Below are 3,605 nucleotides of genomic sequence, written 5' to 3'. Positions count from 1 at the left end.
TGCACCTGCCCGACCCGCGCACGCCCGACCCCGCCGACGCCCCGCCGCTGCGCTGGGGGGTCCTGGCGCCCGGCTACATCGCGGGCCGCTGGGCCACGGCCGTCCGCGAGCACAGCCGTCAGCAGCTCGTCGCCGCCGGGTCGCGGTCCGTCGAGCGGGCGCAGGCGTTCGCCGACGAGCACGGGTTCGAGCGCGCGCACGGGTCGTACGAGGAGCTCGTGGGCGACCTCGGCATCGACGCCGTCTACGTCGCGAGCCCGCACAGCCACCACCACGAGCAGGCGCTCCTCGCGCTGCGCGCCGGCAAGCACGTGCTGGTCGAGAAGGCCTTCACGCGCAACGCCGCCGAGGCGCGCGACCTCGTCGACGCCGCCCGCGAAGCCGGCGTGCTCCTCATGGAGGCGATGTGGACGCGGTACCTGCCGCACACGGACGTCCTGCGGCAGCTGCTCGACGACGGCGCGCTCGGCGACGTCCACCGCGTCACCGGCGACTTCGCGGTGCGCGCCGAGGTCGACCCCACGCACCGGCTCGTCGACCCGGCGCTCGCGGGCGGCGTGCTGCTCGACCTCGGGGTGTACCCGGTGGCGTTCGCCTCGTTCGTGGCGCGGCACGCGGGCCTCGGCGTCGCGCCGTCCGCCGTGCAGGCGACCGGGTCGCTCACGTCGACCGGGGTCGACGCGCAGGTCAGCCTCCAGGTCGCGTACGGCGCGGCGCAGGCGCAGCTCTTCACGTCGATGCTCACCGCCGCGGGCCAGACGACCGCGGTCCACGGCTCGCTCGGCCACGTGCGCGTCGACGAGTCCGCGTACGTGCCGTCCGCGCTCACCGTGACGCTCGGCGACCGCACCGCCCGCTGGGACGCCAACCGCGTCACCGGGTACGGCGGCCTCGCGTTCCAGGCGGCGGCGTTCGCGACCTACGTCGCCGAGGGGCGCACCGACTCGCCGCTGCTGCCGCTGGCGGAGACCGTCCGCATCCTCGAGACCGCCGACGAGGCCCGCCGCCAGCTGGGCGTCGTCTACCCCGGCGAGTGAGACGACGCGCGTCGCCGACGACGTGACGTGCGCCGACGGGACGACCCGGCACGCGGCTCCGACGACGGTCGCACCGACCGGCGCCCGACCGGTGCGACGGGCGTCACACATGCCGCCGGCTGCCCGGCGCGCACTCGTCGCGGACGGATGACAGCATCGGACCGATGAGGTCGCCCCTGCAGCTCGCCGCCGGTCTCGGACCCCACGCGAACCTCGGTGCCACCACCTCCGAGGCCGAGCTCACCGGTCTCGTCGGCTGGGTCGTCGGCGTGATCGCCGCGCTCGGACCCGTCGGCGTCGGGCTGCTCGTCGCGCTCGAGAACGTCTTCCCGCCGCTGCCGTCCGAGGTCGTGCTGCCTGTCGCCGGGTACGTCGCGAGCCAGGGGGAGATGTCGCTGGTCTGGGCGATCGTCGCCTCGACGCTCGGCTCGCTGATCGGCGCGTGGGTGCTGTACGGGATCGGCGCGAGCGTCGGGCGGGTCCGGCTGCGGCGCTGGCTCGGCAAGGTGCCGCTCGTCGAGGTCGAGGACCTCGACCGGTCCGAGGCCTGGTTCGTGCGGCACGGCGGCGCCGCGGTGCTCGTCGGACGGTGCGTGCCCGTCGTGCGGAGCCTCGTGTCGATCCCGGCGGGCGTCGAACGCATGCCGCTCGTGCGGTTCAGCGTCTTCACGGTGATCGGGTCGGGCGTCTGGAACGCGGGCCTGATCCTCGCCGGGTACGCGCTCGGCGACCGGTGGGAGGACATCGGGCGGTACAGCGACTGGCTGAACTGGCTGGTCTACGCGATCCTCGCGTGGCTCGTCGGCCGGTTCGTCTGGACGCGCACCCGCCGTCGCCGGACCGTGCCCGACCGCGGCTGACGGCCGCCCCGGTCCCGAGGTCGACGCGTCGTTGCCGGCCGTGGGCCCGAACCGCGGGCCGACCAGCCCGTGCTCGGCGTGCCCGACCCTCACCGGCGCCCCGGTCGCTCAGGGGAGCGTCGCCGACCCGTCCAGGAACGACCCGGTCACGCTGCCGCCCTCCACGACCGCGAGGCACAGCCCTCGACGGTCCCCACGCGACCAGCCCTGCTCGGTCGGCGCCCACGTCACCGGGCGCACCCCGGCCGCGGTCTCCGTGTCGTCGAGCACGCACGCCTTCGCGACGCGCGCGTCGGCCGCCTGCTGACCCGGCCACACGGCGTTCTCCGCGAAGTCGTACTCGGTGACGACCTGCGCCTCGTGCGGCTGCGCGCACGGCACGACCCGCACGACGTCGACGGACCCGTCGGCGGGCAGCTGCTCGACGCACGTGCCGGTCACGAGCTGCACGGCGTGGGCGTCGCGCGCCGACGCGACGTCGCCCGGCAGCGGACGTGTGGTCTGCGCGGTCACGAAGCCGACGACGACGGCCACGACGACGCCGAGCGTCCCCAGCGCACCGAGCACGATCGCGGCGACCGCCATCCCGCGGCCCCGGGTGCCGTGCGCCGACGTGCGGCGCAGCGCGACGATCCCGAGGACCAGCGCGAGCGGCGCGACGAGCAGCACACCCGCGGCGAGCGCCCAGCCCGCGAGGGGCTCGCGACGTGCGGGGGCGTCCTCCCAGCCCGCGGCGTAGTACGGCTCGGGGTAGTCGTCCCCCGGCCCGAGCGGCTCGTTCAGGAGCCGACCCCCTGCCCGGCGACCTGCAGGTCACCGACGACGATCGAGCCCGTGAGGTTGGGATCGTCCGCGGTGTACGTGCAGAGCGCCGTCGACCCGCCCGCCTGCTCGAAGTCGTCGGGGTGCGGGTAGTACACGTCCGCGAACCCACCGACGTCGAAGAGGCCCGGTGCGCGCGAGTCGATCGCGGTGAAGCACACGTCGACCGCCGCGTCGTAGGCGGGGTCGTCCACGTCGTCGACGATCGGCCCGTCCAGCTGCACGAGCGCCACGATCTCGGTGCTGTGCGGCTCCGCGCACGGCACGACCTGGGCGTCGCTCATGTCGTACTGGTTCGGGTACTCGGCGAGGCACGTGCCGACCGGCAGGTCCGTCCGCAGGTCCCAGTAGCCGAGGTCCCCGGACGCGTCCGGCCCGGTCTGGCCCTCGTCGACGGTCTCGCCCAGGTCGTCGAGCGCGGCCTGGACGCTGTCGTCCGTGGCGACCCGCGCGAAGAAGATCAGCCCGACGACGATGCTGACGACGATCGCCGCCGTGCCGATCGCGCCGACGACGATGCCCGCGATCGCGAGACCGCGCCCGTCCTGACCGGTCCGCCGGATGCGGCGCAGCGACGCGATGCCGAGCCCGAGGCCGACGGGGGACAGCAGACCCGCGGTGAGGAGCAGGCCGCCGGCGCTCGTGGCGATCGACGCGATCGCGAGCCCGTCCGTGGTCCGGGTCGCCGGGGCGTACCCGGGCTGCTGCCCGTAGGCGCCGTACGACGCCGGCTGCCCGTAGGCCTGCGGCTGCCCGTACCCGGGCTGACCGTACGCGGGCTGCTGGCCGTAGGCCTGCGGCTGCCCGTACCCGGGCTGGCCGTACCCGGGCTGGCCGTAGCCCGGCGGCTGGTCGGACGGCTGCGGCGCACCGGAGCCCGGCTGCC

Annotated in this window: 4 protein-coding genes; 2 read left to right on the top strand and 2 right to left on the bottom strand. The window is 75.5% G+C overall.

Annotated features, from left to right (window positions below; genetic code table 11):
* The first annotated feature begins 5 nt into the window (after nt 1–5).
* Nucleotides 6–1,037 (top strand): Gfo/Idh/MocA family protein, encoded by a 1,032-nt coding sequence (locus HGA02_RS13150; RefSeq protein WP_168679387.1) that lies wholly within the window; start codon nt 6–8, stop codon nt 1,035–1,037.
* A gap of 164 nt (nt 1,038–1,201) precedes the next feature.
* A complete protein-coding gene (locus HGA02_RS13145) occupies nt 1,202–1,897 on the top strand; it encodes a DedA family protein (protein ID WP_168679385.1) in 696 nt (231 codons plus the stop codon).
* A 108-nt stretch (nt 1,898–2,005) separates the two neighbouring features.
* On the opposite strand, the gene HGA02_RS13140 is transcribed toward HGA02_RS13145, so the two are convergent.
* Both HGA02_RS13140 and HGA02_RS20450 read right to left on the bottom strand, forming a co-directional pair.
* Complete coding sequence (locus HGA02_RS13140) at nt 2,006–2,680, bottom strand: DUF4190 domain-containing protein (RefSeq protein WP_168679386.1); 675 nt, start codon at nt 2,678–2,680, stop codon at nt 2,006–2,008.
* Nucleotides 2,677–3,605, bottom strand: a 929-nt coding sequence (locus HGA02_RS20450; protein ID WP_210728539.1) for a DUF4190 domain-containing protein, incomplete at its 5' end; no start/stop codon positions are given. The genes HGA02_RS20450 and HGA02_RS13140, both read right to left, overlap by 4 nt.

Origin of the sequence: Cellulomonas septica, assembly GCF_012396155.1 — a bacterium.
Lineage (GTDB): Bacteria > Actinomycetota > Actinomycetes > Actinomycetales > Cellulomonadaceae > Cellulomonas > Cellulomonas septica.
Note: the sequence above shows the minus strand (reverse complement) of the source record. Positions and strands in the feature narration are given on the sequence as shown.

Excerpts from the sequence above, each read along its gene's own strand:
- HGA02_RS13145 (WP_168679385.1), top strand. The coding sequence starts at position 1,202 with ATGAGGTCGCCCCTGCAGCTCGCCGCCGGTCTCGGACCCCACGCGAAC.